We start from the raw sequence: 15,546 nt of genomic DNA on the forward strand, positions 1-15,546 counted from the left end.
TCCCGCCGGTGTCTGGTCATGTGACGTGATATCCCCCATCGACATCGATGATAGATCCGGTCATGAAGCTTCCGGCGACAGGTGACAGCAACAGCAAGGCGGCCCCAATCAATTCTTGCGGCGCTGCAATCCGCTTGATGAGATGTGCATTCGCCACCATCTCGCGCGCGCCTTCGATTGCTTCGGCCGCCTTATTGAATTGAGGGGTATCGGTGCCTCCGGGCGCAATGGCATTCACCCGAATGCCCCGATCCGCGAGTTCCATTGCCCAAAGGCTCGTCAAATAATTCAACCCGGCCTTCGTGGCAGCATAGAAGCCCTCTCCCAATGTGGCCTTGCGGCTTCCTGCCGTTGACACGTTCAATATCGCCGTACCAGGCCGCGCCTCCAGGTAGGGCAGGGCGGCCTGAGCCATCAGCCAGGGGGCGAAGAGGTTCAATTCCGCCATTTGCCGCATCTCGGCAAGCGTCGTGCTTTCCAGGGTGCCAAGCCGATTGATCCCGCTATTGTTCACCAGGAAATCGATGCCTCCATATACCGACACCGCCTTGTCGACGATCTTCGATGGCGCGTCTTTGCCGGTAATGTCCGCCGAAAGCCAACTTGCTCCCGGTCCCAGAATTTCCGCCGCCTGCCGGAGCGGTTCCTCTCTGCGAGCGACCAACAATACCTTGGCGCCATTTTCTACGAGCGCTTTTGCGATGGTAAAGCCTATTCCCTCGCTCGAGCCGGTGACGATGGCCACCTTATCGGAAAAACCTTCCATCCGTATGGTCATGTCACCGGCTCCCCCCTTAAAAGCGGTATCCCAGGGTGACGCCGTAGATGACCGGCATGCCCGCAGTTCTGGCGACCGTATCGAGGATATGAGAAACGTTTATCCAATAATATTTGTTGGTGATATTGCGTCCCCAGACTTGGAGCCGCCATTTTTCCCATTCCACGCCCGCGCGCAAATCGATCAATGTGTAGCTCGGCAAGGCAAATTCCGAACGCTCGCCAAAGGCCGCATTGCTCTTGCCGCGGTAGCTTACCGATCCACCGACGAAGGCTTGAGCCGTCGCTGAAAGCGGGATGCCATATTCGGCGTCTCCGACGATCTGCCATTTGGGCGTATTGGGGAAAGGTTCCCCGACAAATGTCGTCGGGTTGCCATAAGGATCTAGCGGGATCGCAGGGTCTTCCTTTACCCGTGAATTCACATAGCTTACCCCGCCCTGGATGCGCAGGCGGTCGATCGGTCGCGCCGTCACTTCCAGTTCAGCGCCCCATATGCGGGACTTCGGAATGTTGACCAGCTTCGGAAGGTTCTCGAAGACCGGGTAATTGGCCACGCCCAGGAGCTGCTTGTCCCTGTAATCGTAATAATATGCGGCGGCAGACACATCTACCCGGCGGTTGAATGAATGCTTTGCACCCACCTCATAGGACAAGACCGATTCCTGCTTGATCGGTTCGAATTCGGAAGAAAGGACGCCAGGGACTGTCGCGAAGTTGCCCGCTTTATACCCCTTCGTCACGCTGGCGTAGATCATGCTGGCATCGTCGGGCTTCCAGTTCAAGCTGCCACGCCAGGCGACATTGTCCTCTTTCAACCGCCTGAATACCTTCTCTGGCTTGAAGGTCACGTCATTCATAGTCAGGCATCCATCCGGACCGATCGTCGAAGGGCTGCCTGACAGCAGCTCCGAAAAACCCAGGAAGCCCTGCCCCACGGTGCCCGTGCCGTTGGGCCCGGCCGGCGCGTCCATGATACAGCCCACGAAATGGCGGTCCTGGTGGGTGTAGCGGATCGACCCTTGAACCGTCAGCTGGTTCGTCAGAGCATAATCGAGGCTTCCGAACACGGACTTGAAGGTCGGCTGCTGATTGAAGATGTAGGCCGAAGCATCCTGAAAGACCGGTCCCGTCGGCGTTGGCAGCACGCCGTTTGTGGCGTCATTGACCAAGACCGTCGGGAATTGGTTTGCTATGTCGCGCTGATAGTTGCCGCCCAGCATCCATTTCAACGGCCCTGTCGTGCCCGCCAGACGAAGTTCCTGGGAGAAAGAGGTGAGCAAGGCGTCGCGCACCACGTTTTCGAAGTTGCTGAAGGCCACCCCGTCCGGGTCGAACGGCGAATGCGCCACAAGTTTCGAATAAGCCGTGACCGACGTCAGCGTGAGCTGATCGGAGATATTCCAGTCGCCGCGCAACGATACCAGGTAGAATGTGTTATTCTGATGCCCTGTGCCCGGTGTCCAGTCAGCATCGCGCGCATTGCGGTTCGCGACCGGGGCCGTGGACAGGGCATCATAGATGAACTGGGTGAGCGGGTTTGCGGGCACGAGCGGCGCGAATTGCTGGAACTGGCCCGCCGCCACTTCGGAATTGTCCTGCCAGCCGCTGACGTTCAGGACGAAGCTCAACCGATCGTTGGGCGTCCAGTCGAGCAGCAGGCGGCCATTGTAGAATTCCTTCTTTCCGAAACGGTCGCCCGGCCGTGTGAGGCTGCGTTGCCAGCCGTCGGCGAATTCGCTGCGAACGGCGACGCGCGCCCGCAAGGTGCTGCTGAGCGGTCCGCTGACGAAGGCTTCGGCGGACACGTCGTTGAACCGTCCATAGCTCAGCGTCATGCCGGCAGAGAGATCAGACGTCGGTTTGGCAGCGATATAGTTGATCGCGCCGCCAGTCGAGTTCTGCCCGAACAGTGTTCCCTGTGGCCCCTTGAGCACCTCAACCCGCTCGAGATCGAGCGCGGCGCCACGTGTGAGGATTGGATATGGCAGCGGGACCTGATCAATGTAAGTCGTTACCGTGGGCCCAGCCCCGAACGAACCGTCCTGGAAGCCGATGCCGCGGATCGTGAAGACGGGAGTGCCGTAGTTCGACTCCTGATAGGTGAAGCCGGGCACAAGTTTCGTCAACTGAGCGGTCTGGGTCACACCCTGCTTCACAAGCTGCTCGCCGGAAGCGGCCGTGATCGAGAGCGGAACATCCATCAGCCGCTCCGTCCGCTTCTGGGCGGTGACGATGATGTCGTCGGCGATATTGGTGTTTGCCGATGCCTCCTCGGCTGCCCTGTTCTGCGCAGCGGCCTGTGTGCTGAAGAAGCCTAGGGCCGATCCGGCAAGCAACGCACACGCCATTTTTCTTTTGAAAAACATCGTTGTTCATCCTCCCCTTTGTTGCCAATTGGGTTCATCTTTTTCGGCAAATATTGTCGAGCATGAAAAACATGTTCCAAGGACAAGCTCTACACCATCGGCGCAGCCTGTCGCACGACAGCGCAATAAAGCTTGGGCCCACGCGGGGGATGCCGGGAAGGAAGTTAAGACCTGAAAGAATGCTCAAGCCGGCTCGGAATGTCGCGGCCTGCCGCGCCATCGCCAGCGGTATTGCCGGCCAGGTCGTCCACCTATCGCTTGTTTCTGCCCGCAGTGGATGGGTTCGCGAAGATTGCAGTAATGGTGCAATCCTTGCAAAATTAAGTTACTCCTTCTGCGCAACCGGAGTCATGATGCCGAAAAACGGCGCTGCGGGAAAGGCGATAAAGCGCCTCTATCTTGCAGCAGTGAGGAGGATCCAAATGAGCGAATTGGCCCTGGATTCGGCGAGCTTCTCGCTCCCGCAGCGGGAGGCGACCTTCGCGACATGCGACTTAGAAGAAAGCGCCCATTATGTCTCGATAGGGAGCCTGCACACGCTCCGGCCGCTCAAGGCCAATCCTGAAGTTGATCTGGCGGTATGGCGATGCTCGCTTCAGCAGACGCACCTCGACGTGATCAGATTGACTTGCGGGAGTGAGTTCTGGATCGACAGGACAAGCGAAACCAATCACTTCATGTTTCAATTTCCGCTCAGCGGAGTGTGCGCGATGGAAAGCGAAGGCATGGAGGCCATCGCCTCTCCCGGTGAACTCCTCGTCCTCAATCCCCGGCAACGCGCCCTTAAGCGTTGGCGCGGTCATTGCTCTCAACTCATGGTGCAAGTGGACCGTGGCACGCTTGAGCGGGTGCTTGCTGCAGAACTTGGCCATGAATGCGGGGAGCCGTTGGTTTTCGATCTCGCTGTTCACGACAGAGGGGTAGCGCAGGCGCTGAGTGCGGTCACACAGTCCGTCTGGCGTGATTTCATCCAGAATGCGGCGCTTGGCCAATGGCGTATTGTGCGTGCCTTTGAACGCAATCTGCTGGTGGCTTTCCTCGGAGCCCTGCGCCATAATTACAGCGATGAACTTAATCTGCCAGCGACCCCGGCCGCGCCTTATTATGTAAAGCGTGCGGAGGACTTCATCCGCGCAAATCTCCGCAACAGGATAGAAATCGAGGATCTCGTCGCCATTGCCGGGGTTAGCTCGAGATCACTCTATTACGGGTTTCGGCGTTGGCGCGGCACGACCCCCATGAACTATCTGCGTCAGGTGCGGCTGAGCGCGGCGCATGACGAGCTGAAAAAAGCGCGGGATGACGGCAACAACGTCACGCGAATTGCCTTGGGTGTCGGCTACGATCATCTCAGCCGCTTTTCGAAGGATTATAAGCAACGGTTTGGGCAAAGCCCGTCCACAACTATGCTTCATGCGAGCTAGGCGCTGCTGCCGCTGCCGGAGTGAAAGGGGGCGATGCGTCGCTCGAAATCCTTCAACATTGCAGGAACGCTCCAACCCTTGCGCTGTGGCGCTGGCAGGTGAGCGATGAGCCCGATTATGGACGTTCAAGGTACCGGATATCACGGATGGTACTGAAGGCAACCAGCAGCAGGCTCCACCGGCGCATTTTGTCCGCGGCGGCGACGGCTGTCTTGAAAGGGCGTTTGGGAGTGCGATGACAGGAATTGGCGCTGAGTTGACGGCCGATATTGCCGCTCGGGTGGAGAGATTCGTTCGCGACATTGTCGTGCCATATGAGAAGGATCCTAGGCGGGATCATCATCATGCGCCGACCGACGAACTGGTTTTGGAACTGAAGGAAAAGGCTCGTTCGGCAGGTGTGCTGACCCCGCATATCCTGCCTGATGGCCGTCACCTTTCGCAGCGGGAAACCGCGCTAGTCCTGCAGAAGACGGGTCTGTCGTCCCTTGGCCCGCTGGCCTGCAACACCAATGCGCCCGACGAGGGCAACATGTACCTGCTGGGCCGGGTGGGCAGCCCGGAGATCAAGGAGCGGTTTCTGAAGCCACTCGTCGAGGGTCGGGCTCGTTCCGCCTTCTTCATGACCGAACCTGCCTCAGAGAATGGTGCAGGATCAGATCCCTCGATGATGCAGACAACCGCTGTTCCGGACGGAAATCATTGGGTGATCAACGGGCGCAAGGCATTCATCACCGGTGCGCAAGGCGCGGAAATCGGGATCGTGATGGCAAAGTCGGAGGACGGCGCGTGCATGTTCCTCGTTGACCTGCCCGATCCGGCAATCCATATCGATCGGGTCCCAAATACCATCGATAACTCAATGCCCGGAGGTCACGCGGTAATTACCATCGAAAATCTGCGCGTACCCGCTGATCAGATGCTTGGACAGAGCGGCGAGGGCTTCAAATATGCGCAGGTCCGCCTCAGCCCCGCGCGGCTCTCGCACTGCATGCGCTGGCTCGGCGCATGTATCCGGGCCGACGAGATTGCGACGGATTATGCCAATCGCCGCCAGGCCTTCGGCAAGGCGCTGATCGATCATGAGGGCGTCGGCTTCATGCTCGCCGATAACCTGATCGACCTGAAGCAAACGGAATTGATCATTAATTGGTGCGCCGATGTGCTTGACGCGGGTTCTCTTGGAACGAGCGAAAGTTCGATGGCGAAAGTCGCCGTTTCGGAAGCGCTGATGCGGGTGGCCGACCGCTGCGTGCAGGTGATGGGGGGCACTGGTGTCACGGATGACACCATCGTCGAGCAGGTCTTTCGCGAGATCCGCGCGTTCCGCATCTATGATGGCCCGACGGAGGTGCACAAATGGTCGCTCGCCAAGAAGATCAAGCGGGATTGGAGGGAAGCCAATTCATGACAGCCGTGCCGCCAATGACCAATGCCGGTACCGCCCCGGTGCGGGAAGCGCTTATTTTCGATGAAGTGGCGCTCCACCGTTGGATGGAGGCGAATGTCCCCGGCTACTCAGGCCCGCTCACGGTCGAGCAGTTCAAGGGTGGCCAGTCAAATCCGACCTACAAGCTGATGACCCCGGGCCGCAGCTATGTGCTGCGCCGCAAACCGCCCGGACGCATATTAAAGGGCGCACATGCGGTGGAGCGAGAGGCGAGGGTGCTGTCCGCCCTTGAGCGGACCGGTTTCCCGGTTCCCCATGTTCATGCCCTCTGCGTCGACGAGACCGTCATCGGTACGTGGTTCTATGTCATGGACATGGTCGAGGGGCGCAACTTCTGGGATGCCACATTCCCGGACGTGCGGCGCGAGGACCGGCCGGCCTATTTCGACGCCATGAATGGAACGATCGCACGGCTTCATCAGGTGGATTATGAAGCCATAAATCTTGGGGACTTCGGAAAGCCCGGCAATTATTTTGCCCGCCAGATCGCCCGCTGGTCGAAACAGTATCTGGAGGATACCGATGCGGGCCGCGATCCGGACATGGACCGGCTGGTCGAATGGTTGCCTGTCAATATGCCTGAAGACGACGAGACCTCAATCGTCCATGGCGACTTTCGTTGCGACAACATGATCTTCCATCCAACCGAGCCCAAGGTAGTCGCGGTCCTAGACTGGGAATTATCCACGCTAGGGCATCGCTTGGCTGATTTTGCCAATCACGCCATCATGTATCGTATGCCGCCGGATATTGTTGCAGGTTTGGCCAAGGCGGACCTCGCGGCGCTCGCAATTCCGTCGGAGGCCGATTATATCGCCGCCTATTGCCGCCGTACTGGCCGGGCATCTATCCCGAACTATGAGTTCTACATCGCCTTCAACTTCTTCCGCCTGGCCGCGATCTTCCACGGGATCAAGGGAAGGGTGATCCGGGGCACCGCCGCTTCGGCCCATGCCAAGGAGCGGGCCAAGGCCTTTCCCGCCCTGGCACGGCTGGCTTGCGAAAGCGCGGGCTGCGCCTGAGCGTGCAGGCTCCCCTCAAGTCATAGCGTTTGACCGTCCTCGATCGGAAAGACGGAGCCGGTCACCTCAGCACTTGCATCCGAACAGAGATAGAGGAGCAGGGGGTGAAGGGCGTCGATCTTCATGATCCGTTTGCGTGGGAAACTCGCCAGCAATTGCTTGCCTGCTTCCTGGCTCCAAATGGGTCCGGTCATCTCGGTAACCATATATCCTGGGGCAATGACGTTGACGGTTACCCCCTCAACCGCCCATTCCTTGGCCATTACGCGGCCCATCTGGGTAATGGCCGCCTTGCTCGCGGAATAGGCCGATTGGCCTTGTGTGACATGATAGGCAGTAATCGACGAGATCAGCAGGATGCGGCCATGACCGCGCATCCGGGCATTTTTTGCAATCATTCGCCGAGCCCCCTCCCGCGCCGTCAGGAACACGCCGCGCAAATTGGTCGCGATCGTGGCATCAAAGTCCTCCACCGGCAGATCAAGAGCATAGCCGGGATGGGCAATGCCTGCATTCGCCACTACGCTGTCGACTGAGCCAAAGGCCTGCTCGGCAACGTCGAACGCCTCTGTGATTGATGCCTCGTCCGACACGTCCATGGCTACGGCGAGTGCCTGACCGCCTTCAGCCATAATTGCCGCTTGCAGCCTTTCCAGCCGTTCAATCCGGCGTGCCGCCAGCACCACTCGCGCACCCGCGGCGGCCAGAGTCCTCGCCATGCTCTCGCCGATTCCTGACGAAGCGCCTGTCACAAGCGCCGTGCGCCCTGAAAGATCGAAATGATATCCCTGCATCGCTTCCTCCGATCACCGGCGCCTGCTTTGGCCCCGGGCGGCTTCAATATGGGCTTGCATCTCAGGCCCGTGGCCTTCGCTGTGATAAAGTTCCCAGGCAAGCCCCGCTGCGAGTGGAAGATTGTCGGTGTCAGCCATCAGCTTTTTCATCGCGCAGTTCGAACGGCGGCTATTTGCGAGAATATCGCGGCAGAGCCGTTTCGTTTCGGACTCGAGCTCATCTGCGGGCACGCAAATGTTTGCAAGGCCCATCGCCAGCGCCTCTTCGCCGCTATAGGTGCGCGAGGTGAACATCATCTCCATCGCCTTGGCGCGGCCAACCCGCCGTTGCAGCCGCTGCGTCAGGCCCCAGACCGGCACGAGGTCCCACTTTGCATGAGTGTCGGCGAACTTGGCATCGGCCGACGCGATGATGATGTCGGCTGCAAGAACAAGTTCAAGCCCGCCAGTATAGCAATGACCCTGCACGGCCGCCACAAAGGGGACGGGGAGGGTGGCCAGCCTTTCGATCACGCCGGCTTCCAATCGTTCGATCAGGCCCGCCTCAGCGCCGCTTGCAAGGTCGTCAAGATCGTGCCCCGCGCAGAAACTGCGGCCCGCGCCCTTGAGCAGGACGCACCTGATGTCGCTCATGTCGATATGGTCGAGCTGTGCAGCGATTTGCCGGAAACTCTCGGCGTTCAGTGCATTCAGCTTGTCGGGACGGTTCAGCGTGAAGGTGCAGACCTTTTCTTTCACATCGCAAATTACCAACTCAGTCATGCCAAATGCCTCCGGTCTTCCAAGCAAACCAATATCCTCCGAACTCGCTCAAGCTGAGCTATAGGCGTCGTCATGGATTACGCCGAGCAGCGTTCCTTGATTGCTCCCGTCGAACAGCGCGTTGAAATTCAGCGGAAGATTCTCGAAACCGGATCGTATGTCTTGCCGGGTGATGATCTCCCCCGAACGCACCCATGGAATGAGGTCCTGCAGGGCTGCCGGTATCTCGGCCAGATAATCGCTGAACAGAAAACCCTGCATTCGAATGCTGCCGTAGATCAACCTCATCATATTGGTGAAGCCCGGCACTGGGCCGTCTTCGTTATAGCCCCCGATCTGTCCGCACAGCACGATGCGTCCGAACCGCGCCATTTGGTCGACGGCCGCCTGCAGGATCGCACCGCCGACATTGTCATAGTAAATATCGATGCCATCAGGGCAATAGGTCTTGAGAGCGGCCGTTATATCTTCAGACCGGTAGTCGATTGCCCCGTCGAGGCCGCATTCTTCGAGCAGCCATGAGCATTTCTGCTTGCCGCGGGCGATGCCGATCACCCTGCATCCTTTGATCCGGCCGATCTGCGCGGCAACCGATCCAGTCGAGCCCGCCGCCGCCGATACCACCAGCGTCTCGCCGGGGCGGGGCTGCCCCACATGCATGAGCCCGAAATAGGCGGTCAAACTGTTGAGGCCGAACACACCCAAGGCTTCAATTGCCGTGATATCGTCCGCTATCAGTTGCGGGAGGCGCGCATGTGCCACGTCAATAATGTCATATTCGCTCCAACTGCTCATGAGGACCAGTCTTGAGCCCACCGGATAACGGGGATCTGAGGATTCGATCACCCGGCTGGCGGCGAGCGCCTGCACGGGCGCTCCCAGGGATATGGATGGATAGAGGCTATTGCTGGGGCCCGCCATCCAGTTCCGCATTGTCGGAGAATAGAGGAACAGAAGGTTCCGGACGCGGATCTCCCCTGGCCGCAACGCACGCACATCCTGATCGCCGCTAGCCAGTTCAACATCCTCCATTCGGAGCAATCCCAGTGGACGGCTGCGGAGCAACCATTGGCGGCTGCGAGAGATCATGCTTCATCTCCACCGTTCGCTACGGCCTGTTCCTTCAGTTGCACACTGTTCCAGTCGGACAATGCTGCAACCGGCTGCTTCCCTCAAGCAGATGCGTCCGACAGAAATCCGTCAAGCAGCGCATTGAACCGCCCCGCGTGCTCGAGCTGAGCCCAGTGACCGCACCGGTTGAAAACCAGCAGAGAGGCATTGGGCATCAAGGCAGCGGTGCGCAGGCTGTGCTCGACGGGAACGACGCGATCGTCACGGCCGTGCATGATAAGCGCGGGCACCGGAGATTTTTCCAGCGCGTGAACAATCTCATCCTGACCCACGGCATCGATATGCATGGTCGCGAGCCCTTTAAGGAAATTGCTCAAATGATTGGGATTGGCGAGGGCATTTTCTGTCCGCTGCCTGATCAGCGCGTCGCTCGCGAAGGCACTGTCGAACACCATGATTTCCACCAGCCGTCTGACATTTTCCTCGCTGGGAGTCCGGTAGGCTTCGAAGAGAATACGAAGGCCTTCAGTCAGTCCGCTCGGCTGATAAAAGGGTTGGGGGCCGCCCGGGGCGGGCGCACCCATGGTAACGCAGTGGGTGACCCGGCCGGGATGCAGCGCTGTCACCATTTGCGAGGCAATGCCGCCCATGGAATTTCCAACCAGAGCCGCCCGGCTGATGTCGAGCGCGTTCATGAGACCGACAACCACTTCGGCATTTACGGCAAAACGGTGAGCGGTTTGCGGATCGAATTCGTCCGACCGGCCCCAACCAGGAAAATCGAGAGCAATGACGCGGTATTTCCTGGCGAGCACCTCAATATTCTGGCTGAAATTGCTCCACGCGCTGGCGCCGGGGCCAGATCCATGCAGCAAGATGACCGGATCGCCTTCTCCCGCCTCATGATATCGGATGCGCCATTTTGGCAATTGCAGAAATTTTTCGCTCGAAGCTTCGGTAATTTGACCCATATGCCATTCTCCATTGCGGTTCTGATCTGAACAGTGCCGGACGCTGACTGATAACCGTTCGTATCGACCCCGTCAGACCGGCAGCACGAACAAGGTTCGCACGGCCAGTGTGTCGTAAAATATCTTGCGCTCCTTCAGGAGAAGGCCGCTTCTATTCCTTACGAAGCGATCCGCGCATCGCCCCGTCTGATAAATAAAGGTCTCCCCGTCCTGGCGCGTTTGCAGGACGGCGTAGTTGCTATGCGCGACGATTTCGCTGGAGTCGGACTGTGTGATACGCGTCGCGCTCAGTAGGTGCCGGTTCCAGTGATCGGGATAGATATTTGCCTCGCGGTAGGAGGTAACCCGATCCTTCATTTGGCGCTTGTTGCGGCAAAGAAACATAGGTGCTGGAAGGCCCGCGTCGGAATTTTCGCGGGCCCACAGTCCATATAGGCCGTCGTCGGTGAAAAATTCCGGCCAATCCTCCAGGCGAACCTCGTCAAGACAGGCAACATATTCAGCAAAAAATTCTTCCAGACGCAGCCGGTCAAGGAAGTTTTCGGAAAGCACCGTCACCGTTTCAATCCTCCATGATCGCGCGATAGCCTCGCCAGAACGCCCGCAAAAGTTCCTCGGTGATCAGCGATGCATGACCTTCCGGTGCACCGTAGCCCATCAGCATCATTGAAGAGTCGGTGCCGCCTGCTGGCGAAACCGCTGCTTGCACCAATTCTGTCGCTTCCCCGTCCTCCATCGAAATATAACCGGCTGGACCGATCAAATTCGCCTGCAAGAGGCGCATGTCGCGCAGCTCCAGATCATCGTCTTCATAACCGAACAGGTGAAAGACCAACTCAAACTCGCCAGGGCCTTTGGGAATGATCTGGCGGGCGGCAAGGGTATTGTGGATTTGTTGGATCACCAGCGAAGGAAATATCGACTGGATATGGTTGGTCACCGGCAATGCATATTCTTCGCGCATGCGAACGATTTCCGGGTCCTGTAGTTTTGCGTCATCCTTGAAGGTGGAAACGACATTGTCCTCGTAGATGGAGGTGTCCTTGCTCCCCTCGTTCTTGACGGCAATGATCGCTGAGTGGAGGCCATGACTCGCGTCCAGCGCGCTCGCCACATCCATGTTGGGTCGCCCAATGTTGAAGCTGTTATGGAACAGGTGCAGCAAGTGACCGTGATAGGGGTCCTTCACATTCTCGAAATAGAGTTTCCAGTTGGACTTCATGCGCTGCCGAAGCGTTCCCAGAAACACGATGGGCTTGTAAAAGACACGGTCGATCCAGGGCCGCATCTCCGCCCCCAGATAGTCGAACAGGGGTCGGGTGTCCGGGTGGAACGTGCCGAACATCAGTCCGCGATAGGTTTCGACACGTATTGGCTGCAGCCGGTGCTCGCCCATGTCGAAATTGGGCGGCATGCCCGCCATTCCCTTCAAGCCCTTGCGGAACGGTATGCCCAGCAGCTTGCCATCAAGGCCATATTGCCACTGGTGATAGACGCAGGTGAAGTTACGGACATTGCCCCGTGCGTGCCTGCAAACTTTGGCGCCCCGGTGAATGCACCGGTTTACCCACGCGGATGCCTCTCCGTCCTTGCCCCGCACTACGACTATGGGGGTGTCCCCGATATAGGTGGATTTATAGTCGCCGGGCTCTGGAATTTCAGCTTCCAGCGCAAGAAACGACCAAGTGCGCCCGCGATAGATGCGCTCCTGTTCCCGTTCAAACACCTGCTGATCGGTGAATAGCCGATAGGGTACATTCACGCCGTCCGCGCTCGGCCACTGTAATTGCGGGGTGGCGCAAGCTTTTGTCTGTGTGGCCATGAAATCCATTCCGATGAATTGCTTCCGGCTTTGGATTAGGCGGGCCAGCGGCGACCGCCTATCGCCCGACGGAAAGAGATGAATGAAGAGTGCAAGCTTCTGAGTGCACAGAGCGGACAAGCCAGCTTAGCCGGCGCTCTCATGCCCCCAAAGACTGATCTTGTCATATTCGGCGACAGACCAGTCTTCGGTGATGCTCCTGCCGCCCCAGCCATATTCAACGTCGAAGCCGGCGGGGGTGGTGACATAGAAGGACAGCATGAGGTCATTAGGGTGCCGACCGATGCCTCCAGTGCGATATCCCATACTGCAACACCGCTGATAGCCGCGAAGCACGTCGTCGACCTCAAGAAGTTCAATCATGAGATGATTAAGCCGTTTCCCGCCCGGCAGAGGAGCGATCGCGAGCGAATGGTGCCGCTCATTGCAGTGCAGGAAGGCGATCCTGAGCATGCCGCCGGGACCGGCTGCGACCGTGATGAAGTCGCTCAGCGCCAATCCCAAAGTCTCGTAGAAGCGAAGGCCTCGCTCAAGGTTGCGGATCGAAAGAACGATGTGACCAAAGCCCTGCAGGCCGGTGACAAAGCCATTGGTGAGTTCTGGCTGAAAAGGTTTCGGCGCACGGGCGTGATCCCGAACGAATTCGATGCGCAAGCCGTCTGGATCGCGCAGCCACAGGCCTTCCTCAACCCGGCGATCCGTGCATTCGGCCTCTTCCATTTGGGTCCAGGGGATGCCTGCCGCGTCGAGCCGCCCCCGAAGCGCCGATATCTGCCCGGCACCGCCAAGTTCGAAGCCTGCGTAGAGGATGTCGTTCTCGGGCGCCTCATGCAAGGCAAAGCGCCAGGACCGGTCGTCCATGCGCAAGTGGCGGACACCTGTCTCATCGCTGAGACCGAGGCCCAATGCCTCCACCCCGAACCGCGACCACGCTTCGACATCGCTGACGCCTAGACCGCAATAAGCCAGTTGCTGCACCACACCTCCTCCTGCACCGCATTCCCCGACATTGTGGGGTTTCCGTGAAGCGATAGGAAAGGAAGGCTTGCTGCGGCTAGCCAACTGGTGCAGCCGATAATGCGCTCGCGCAGCCAAGCGCACGAAGACAGGTCGGGCTCTACATCTCCGAAACGACGACCACGATCTTGCCGCTCGCCGTGCGCGACATGATCATGGCGATCGCGTCGCCAGCTTGATCGAGAGAGAAACGGGCATGGATCTGCGGCCGGATAAGTCCGGCACGATACATGTCCATGAGCTCTTCATTGTTCTGTCCGCTTGCCTCAGGTTCGCGCTCCGCAAAGGCTCCGTAGAACACGCCTATGACAGAGCAGCCCTTCAGCAACGGCAAGTTCAATGCTATCCGGGGAACGCCGGCCGGGAAGCCGATTACGAGAAAACGGCCTTTCCAAGCCATGGCACGCAATGCAGCTTCTGAATATTGGCCGCCGACTGCGTCATAGATGATGTCAGCCCCGCCGGGACCGCAGGCTTCTTTCAGCATCGTAGAAAGTCCCTTTGGATCGGCAAGCTTCCGTGGATAGACGACGCCTCGATCCGCTCCATGGTTGAGGGCGATCTGCAGCTTCTCCTCGCTGGACACTGCGGCGATGACTCTTGCCCCCATGGCCTTTCCGAGTTCCACGGCCGCCAATCCCACCCCCCCCGACGCCCCGAGGACCAGCAGCGTTTCGCCCGGATTCAACATGCCGCGCTGCTTCAGCGCATGATAGGAGGTGCCGAAACCGATGATGAATGCCGCACCATCTTCATAAGGCATGGCGGGGGGCATCTTGATGCAATACGTCGCTTCGGCCACTGCCTGCTCAGCCATGCCGCCCCATTTGAGCATCGCGATTACGCGGTCGCCAACAGCCAGTTGCTGGACATCCGGCCCAAGGGCAACGATTTCGCCCGCCACCTCGGCACCGGGCGAGAAGGGGCGTTCCGGCCTGTATTGATATTGGTCGGCGATGATCAAGGCGTCGGGATAGTTGACGCCACAGGCATGGACCTTGATCACGACCTGCCCCGGACCAGCCGACGGCGCGGGCATGTCGGCAAAGACGAGGTCGTGGGGTCCCCCGGCTGAACGGCTCACAATGGCCTTCATGCACCCTCCGCTGATGGGATGAGGCATTAGAGCGCTTCGAACCGTTGCTTATTGTTCTCAAGCCAGTCCCGCAATGTCCTAGCGGGCCGTCCCAGGAGATGCTCGACAATGTCCGAGCGCCTCCAGGCATGTTCATTGGCCGTTTCAAACTTGAACATTTCCAGGATCAGCTTTCCCGCATCCGGGATGTTCAGCAGTTCCTTTAGCGGTTCCGCGTGATATGCGAGAAAGCGCTCCTCGCTGTCGTCAAAGTCGATATGGCGCCCCAGGACGTCGCCCAACAAGGCGGCAAACTGCTTGAAGCACAACAGATCATGGCCATTGTTGAGATGGTAGGAGGCGCCAACATGGCGACGATCGTCAGACAATAACAGCGTTGCAGCGCATTCTCCGATGTCGGTCTTGTCGATGAAGGTCATATTCTTGTCGCACGGCATCACCAGAACCCGATCTTTTTTTACGGGGTCAGCAAATAGTGGCGTCGCCATGGTCTGCATATAATAGGCTGCGCTGTTGAGAAAGGTGACCGGCAGTCCGCTCGCTTCAAGCACGGCGCGAGCATGTAGATGCTGGATCGACGGAACGTTTCCTGCGCGTTTGATAAAGTCGGGCACACGATTGAGGGTCATGCCCGGCGGGTCACCCGTTATGCGGACCATGTGCTGGATATCAGTGGCCCTGGCCGCGTGGACGACATTGGTCATGGCCGTAGTTTCATCAAAGAAGTCGGGCGTGATGACGAAGGCGGCATCTGTCCCGTCAAGACCGGCTACAAGGGAGTCCCGATCGAAATAATCTGCCATTCTTATGTCGGCATCCGGAAATAATTCCTGGAGCTCGGCGCGTGCTTCACTTCTTCGTACCAACAGTCTCAGGGCGACGTCCGGACTGTGGCTGGAAATGAAACGCGCCGCCGACCTGCTGATCTCATTTGATGCGCCGAACAGCGCTATAGCTTTAAGTGGACGAGA

The 15,546-nt window shown here is 58.7% G+C and carries 14 protein-coding genes; 3 read left to right on the forward strand and 11 right to left on the reverse strand.

Going from position 1 to position 15,546, the window contains the following annotated elements; genetic code table 11:
* Window positions 1–16 precede the first annotated feature (16 nt).
* Together VJS46_RS01450 and VJS46_RS01455 are read right to left on the reverse strand one after the other, a co-directional pair.
* The gene (locus VJS46_RS01450; protein ID WP_324057560.1) at window positions 17–778 is read right to left on the reverse strand and encodes an SDR family oxidoreductase; all 762 of its coding nucleotides are present in this window, start codon (window positions 776–778) and stop codon (window positions 17–19) included.
* 16 nt (window positions 779–794) lie between these two features.
* A complete protein-coding gene (locus VJS46_RS01455; RefSeq protein ID WP_324057561.1) occupies window positions 795–3,146 on the reverse strand; it encodes a TonB-dependent receptor in 2,352 nt (783 codons plus the stop codon).
* 62 nt (window positions 3,147–3,208) lie between these two features.
* Between VJS46_RS01455 and VJS46_RS01460 the strand changes: the two genes are divergently transcribed.
* The 3 genes from VJS46_RS01460 (at window position 3,209) to VJS46_RS01470 (ending at window position 7,042) form a co-directional block, all read left to right on the forward strand.
* A complete protein-coding gene (locus VJS46_RS01460) occupies window positions 3,209–4,570 on the forward strand; it encodes an AraC family transcriptional regulator (protein WP_324057562.1) in 1,362 nt (453 codons plus the stop codon).
* Window positions 4,571–4,805: 235 nt separating this feature from the next.
* The gene (locus VJS46_RS01465) at window positions 4,806–5,981 is read left to right on the forward strand and encodes an acyl-CoA dehydrogenase family protein (protein WP_324057563.1); all 1,176 of its coding nucleotides are present in this window, start codon (window positions 4,806–4,808) and stop codon (window positions 5,979–5,981) included.
* The gene (locus VJS46_RS01470) at window positions 5,978–7,042 is read left to right on the forward strand and encodes a phosphotransferase (protein WP_324057564.1); all 1,065 of its coding nucleotides are present in this window, start codon (window positions 5,978–5,980) and stop codon (window positions 7,040–7,042) included. Before VJS46_RS01465 ends, VJS46_RS01470 begins: the two co-directional genes overlap by 4 nt.
* Window positions 7,043–7,062: 20 nt before the next feature.
* Here VJS46_RS01470 and VJS46_RS01475 read toward each other — a convergent pair whose 3' ends face one another.
* The 9 genes from VJS46_RS01475 to VJS46_RS01515 form a co-directional block, all read right to left on the reverse strand.
* Window positions 7,063–7,836, reverse strand: a complete 774-nt coding sequence (locus VJS46_RS01475; protein WP_324057565.1) for an SDR family NAD(P)-dependent oxidoreductase — start codon at window positions 7,834–7,836, stop codon at window positions 7,063–7,065.
* A 12-nt stretch (window positions 7,837–7,848) separates the two neighbouring features.
* A complete protein-coding gene (locus VJS46_RS01480; protein WP_324057566.1) occupies window positions 7,849–8,598 on the reverse strand; it encodes an enoyl-CoA hydratase/isomerase family protein in 750 nt (249 codons plus the stop codon).
* A 48-nt stretch (window positions 8,599–8,646) separates the two neighbouring features.
* The gene (locus VJS46_RS01485; RefSeq protein WP_324057567.1) at window positions 8,647–9,687 is read right to left on the reverse strand and encodes an NADP-dependent oxidoreductase; all 1,041 of its coding nucleotides are present in this window, start codon (window positions 9,685–9,687) and stop codon (window positions 8,647–8,649) included.
* An 83-nt stretch (window positions 9,688–9,770) separates the two neighbouring features.
* Window positions 9,771–10,640, reverse strand: coding sequence for an alpha/beta hydrolase (locus tag VJS46_RS01490; protein ID WP_324057568.1), 870 nt, complete (start codon window positions 10,638–10,640; stop codon window positions 9,771–9,773).
* Window positions 10,641–10,712: 72 nt separating this feature from the next.
* On the reverse strand, window positions 10,713–11,198 hold the full coding sequence (locus tag VJS46_RS01495; RefSeq protein ID WP_324057569.1) for an aromatic-ring-hydroxylating dioxygenase subunit beta: 486 nt from the start codon (window positions 11,196–11,198) through the stop codon (window positions 10,713–10,715).
* A 4-nt stretch (window positions 11,199–11,202) separates the two neighbouring features.
* Window positions 11,203–12,462: a Rieske 2Fe-2S domain-containing protein gene (locus VJS46_RS01500; protein ID WP_324057570.1), complete on the reverse strand. Its 1,260-nt coding sequence runs from the start codon at window positions 12,460–12,462 to the stop codon at window positions 11,203–11,205.
* Between the two features lie 126 nt (window positions 12,463–12,588).
* Complete coding sequence (locus tag VJS46_RS01505; protein ID WP_324057571.1) at window positions 12,589–13,440, reverse strand: VOC family protein; 852 nt, start codon at window positions 13,438–13,440, stop codon at window positions 12,589–12,591.
* Between the two features lie 139 nt (window positions 13,441–13,579).
* A complete protein-coding gene (locus tag VJS46_RS01510) occupies window positions 13,580–14,575 on the reverse strand; it encodes an NADPH:quinone oxidoreductase family protein (protein ID WP_324057572.1) in 996 nt (331 codons plus the stop codon).
* A gap of 26 nt (window positions 14,576–14,601) precedes the next feature.
* On the reverse strand, window positions 14,602–15,546 hold a 945-nt coding region (locus VJS46_RS01515; protein ID WP_324057573.1), incomplete at its 5' end, for an NmrA family NAD(P)-binding protein.

The sequence above is a fragment of the Rhizorhapis sp. genome, from assembly GCF_035276005.1.
Taxonomy (GTDB): Bacteria; Pseudomonadota; Alphaproteobacteria; order Sphingomonadales; family Sphingomonadaceae; genus Rhizorhapis.

Coding starts and splice junctions, on each gene's coding strand:
- VJS46_RS01500 (WP_324057570.1), bottom strand. CDS start 12,462: ATGGCCACACAGACAAAAGCTTGCGCCACCCCGCAATTACAGTGGCCG.
- VJS46_RS01480 (WP_324057566.1), bottom strand. CDS start 8,598: ATGACTGAGTTGGTAATTTGCGATGTGAAAGAAAAGGTCTGCACCTTC.
- VJS46_RS01470 (WP_324057564.1), top strand. CDS start 5,978: ATGACAGCCGTGCCGCCAATGACCAATGCCGGTACCGCCCCGGTGCGG.
- VJS46_RS01485 (WP_324057567.1), bottom strand. CDS start 9,687: ATGATCTCTCGCAGCCGCCAATGGTTGCTCCGCAGCCGTCCACTGGGA.
- VJS46_RS01455 (WP_324057561.1), bottom strand. CDS start 3,146: ATGTTTTTCAAAAGAAAAATGGCGTGTGCGTTGCTTGCCGGATCGGCC.
- VJS46_RS01475 (WP_324057565.1), bottom strand. CDS start 7,836: ATGCAGGGATATCATTTCGATCTTTCAGGGCGCACGGCGCTTGTGACA.
- VJS46_RS01450 (WP_324057560.1), bottom strand. CDS start 778: ATGACCATACGGATGGAAGGTTTTTCCGATAAGGTGGCCATCGTCACC.
- VJS46_RS01460 (WP_324057562.1), top strand. CDS start 3,209: ATGAAAAACATGTTCCAAGGACAAGCTCTACACCATCGGCGCAGCCTG.
- VJS46_RS01490 (WP_324057568.1), bottom strand. CDS start 10,640: ATGGGTCAAATTACCGAAGCTTCGAGCGAAAAATTTCTGCAATTGCCA.
- VJS46_RS01510 (WP_324057572.1), bottom strand. CDS start 14,575: ATGAAGGCCATTGTGAGCCGTTCAGCCGGGGGACCCCACGACCTCGTC.
- VJS46_RS01465 (WP_324057563.1), top strand. CDS start 4,806: ATGACAGGAATTGGCGCTGAGTTGACGGCCGATATTGCCGCTCGGGTG.